The 1,635-nt window shown below is 40.0% G+C and carries 1 protein-coding gene; it reads left to right on the plus strand.

Features of this window, described 5'->3' with window-relative positions; translation table 11 throughout:
* The coding region (locus G337_RS0119255) for a transporter substrate-binding domain-containing protein (RefSeq protein ID WP_157619402.1) at window positions 1-1,635 on the plus strand (1,635 nt) is incomplete at both ends.

The following is a 1,635-nucleotide window of genomic DNA, read 5'->3' on the forward strand; positions in this document are numbered from 1 at the left end:
GATTAATTGCGTTGCTCTAGATCCCCTAAACTGGCAACAATGCTTCGTAGCTATGGCGGGCCACCTTAATGAAATCCTTCAAATAAAGTATATTAATAACATGGTTGGGCAAAATCATCGCACAGTGAAATGGAAGATGCGAACCGTACTAGGATTCAAAGCTATAGCAGAAGCAGAGGCTACGAACGCCGGTATTGAGTCATGGAAAATGCTTCGTAAAGGACAGATGAAAAATGAGGGTGGAAAAATGCATAAATTATTTTCAATCCGCAGTAATATCCTATTCATTTTTTTTACTATCACATTTTTTATTGCCTTATTGCTGATAGGCCAGCAGTACTATTTCAGCAGCCGTTTATCGCTGGCAGCTGCTGGTGCGTCTTTTACTCACATATCCCAGAGAGTTGCCGACCGCATAAAGCTTATTGATAGTAAAATGGCAACTATGATCAATATGACTGCTGAATACCCTGCTCTAAAAGACTTATCTGATTATAATCAATATCATTCAGCCATGAATTTTTTTGCAAAAGCTATGGTTGACAACCCAGTTATTTACGCATTGTATGTCGGTTACGAAAATGGGGACTTTTATGAACTGATTAATTTAAGAGTTGTTGAAGGGATGCATGAGCACTTCAATGCTCCCAGAAATAGCAGATGGCTTGCTGTCAGGGTTATTTCACATCGGGGGAGCGTGATTAAGTATAGCGAATATCTCGATACGAGTTTCATGCTGATCGGCAAAAAAACTGAAAATAGCGATTACGATCCGAGACAAAGACCCTGGTTTAAAAAAGCTTCTGGAGCAAAGGGGCTGGTGAAGACCGAGCCTTATTATTTTTCGAGTCTGAACTCACCGGGGATTACTTATGCAAGGGATATTAATACAAACGGTATTGTTTTAGGCGCCGATATCACCATAGGCGTTATATCATCATTTTTGACAAAGCAGGCCACTCTGCCGGAAAGCGAGCTCTTCTTATTTAATGAAAAAGGCGAGAAAATCTCCTCCTCAGTTTCGCCGACGCAGCTTAAAACAGATGGTATCGGACGTATTTCTAAAATCACCACTTTAAATGAAGAAGAGAAAAAATTTATAAGCGGCACCCTGCCACTGAAAGTTTCCAACGAACTGGATTGGCCCCCTTTTGATTTTGCTGAAAGCGGTAAACCAATGGGGTATACCGTAGATCTTATCAAGCTTATCAGTCTAAAAACCGGGCTTGAATTTAAATTTGTAAACGGTTACTTGTGGAATGAATTGATTGCTCTTTTTAAAGGAAAAACGATAGATATATTACACTCACTTTCTAAAACAAGAGAAAGAGAAGCAATGGGGCTCTTTTCCGAAGCGATCCTAGAGTTGCGTAATCATTTTATTACGGCTGAAAATTCACCTGTGATTGAAGATATCAAAGCACTTCATGGGAAAAAAGTCGCGACACCGCGGGGATGGGCGATACAGAGCTATCTTTCCGATAATCATCCCGAAATTGAGTTGGTTATGGTTGACGGTGTACTTGAGGCGCTAAAAACCGTTGTAAAAGGTGAAGCGGATGCCTTTATCGGCAATGACAAAGTTGCTGAATATTTAATTAATAAATATGCTGTTAAAGGATTAAATATCGGAGC

Source organism: Psychromonas aquimarina ATCC BAA-1526, from assembly GCF_000428725.1.
Classification (GTDB): domain Bacteria; phylum Pseudomonadota; class Gammaproteobacteria; order Enterobacterales; family Psychromonadaceae; genus Psychromonas; species Psychromonas aquimarina.